This is a genomic window from Nocardia farcinica, assembly GCF_029867845.1.
In the GTDB taxonomy this organism is placed as follows: Bacteria; Actinomycetota; Actinomycetes; order Mycobacteriales; family Mycobacteriaceae; genus Nocardia; species Nocardia farcinica_A.
The window spans coordinates 1-1342 of the sequence record NZ_JARWRU010000143.1 but is presented as its reverse complement, the minus strand read 5'-3'; the positions used below and the strand labels follow the sequence as shown (position 1 = coordinate 1342).

Genomic DNA, 1342 nt, shown 5'->3' with positions numbered 1-1342 from the left:
CGTACTCCAGGGTGCCGGGCAAGTCGAGGGCCTAGATTTTCGACGCGGGGTACGTAACCTGCGGCGGGTTGCGGGGGGGTGGCTCGATCCTCGACGAGATGTCCGCTGTCGAGCACGATTACGGCTTCGACAGGGGCGTCCTGTTCGTCAGCGCGGCGACGACGAACCTGTGCCCCGACTTCGCCTCCTGACCTTCGGAGCGGGCCTCGCCGCGCGGCAGGCGCCGCAGGCGTCGGTACTCGCGCGGGCCGCGTGCGGCGTGTCGTCCGGCTGCCCGGCGGCGACGGCGGGATCTCAGCCGAGCGGCACCGGAGTGGCGGGGAAGGCGGGCGCCGTCGCCGCTGATTGCCAGCGGTGCACACCGGCGCCGAGTGCGTAGGCGAGGTGGCCGCCGAGGGCGCCGCCCGCGCCGGCCGTGGCGAGGCCCGCCGCGCCGAGGGCGGTGGCCGTGCGGTCGTCGCGCGCGCGCCAGGCCGCGGAGATCAACAGCGCGGCAGCGGCGTTGGTGAGGGCGTGGACGAGACCGACGCGACGCTGGGGTGCGTCGAGGTCTTTGAAGTCGGCCCAGCCGAGGGCGGCGGCGGGCGGGAAGGCGAGCAGGCCGATGAGCAGGAGTCTGCGGGCTTCGTCGGTGCGTCCCGCGGCGCGCAGGGCGGCGGCGCTGGTCCACGCGCCGATCGGGACGGTGACCAGGATCGGGTGCAGGGGGTGGCCGAGCCAGGAGCCGCGGAGCCAGTCGGCGGCCCTGCCGTCGCCGACGAGGCGTCCCACCGCGGCGGCGATCGTGTCGGCGGGCTTGTCGAGTCCGGTGGCCTTCTCGGGCGCGCTCAGCAGACGGTGGAGGTTCATGCCGTCGCCTTACCCCGGCGGGCGCGGCCGAACCGCCCTGTCCGCCGCGCGCTGTTTGTCCGCCGCGTGCCCGGGTAGCTGTCGCACATGAGCGGAGCGGAGAACACACGCGATGACCGTCGTCCGCTCGGCGGATACATCGCCACCCTGGCGCTCTACAGCCTGGTGGTGACCGTGACCGTGCTGGTGGGCACGGTGACGGGCAGGCGGCTGCCGGGCGGGATGAGCGTGCGGGCCGTGCTGGGGACAGCGCTGGCCGCGCACAAGGTATCGCGCCTGGTGAGCAAAGGGGCGGTGACCGCGCCGGTGCGGGCACCGTTCACCGAGCCGTCCGGTGGGGAGAGCGGGCCGGGGGAGGTGAGCGAACAGCCGAGGGCCGACAGCGGGCTCGGGCACAGTCTCGGTGAGCTGCTGAGCTGCCCGTTCTGCCTGGATGTGTGGGTGGTGACCGGATTCGTCATCGGCCAGGTGTTCGCGCCGCGCGCCACCACAG

3 protein-coding genes are annotated in these 1342 nt (G+C 74.1%); 2 read left to right on the top strand and 1 reads right to left on the bottom strand.

The features are described from left to right. Positions 1-35 precede the first annotated feature (35 nt). Entirely contained in the window at positions 36-191 is a 156-nt protein-coding gene (locus QH283_RS02820) for a DUF732 domain-containing protein (RefSeq protein ID WP_280501454.1), read from the top strand. A 103-nt stretch (positions 192-294) separates the two neighbouring features. Here the strand turns inward: QH283_RS02820 and QH283_RS02815 are convergent, their stop codons facing one another. Then, positions 295-849: a DUF2231 domain-containing protein gene (locus QH283_RS02815; RefSeq protein ID WP_280501453.1), complete on the bottom strand. Its 555-nt coding sequence runs from the start codon at positions 847-849 to the stop codon at positions 295-297. Between the two features lie 87 nt (positions 850-936). On the opposite strand from QH283_RS02815, the gene QH283_RS02810 reads away from it, so the two are divergent. Continuing rightward, on the top strand, positions 937-1342 hold a 406-nt coding region (locus tag QH283_RS02810; RefSeq protein ID WP_280501452.1), incomplete at its 3' end, for a DUF1360 domain-containing protein.

Coding starts and splice junctions, on each gene's coding strand:
- QH283_RS02815 (WP_280501453.1), bottom strand. CDS start 849: ATGAACCTCCACCGTCTGCTGAGCGCGCCCGAGAAGGCCACCGGACTC.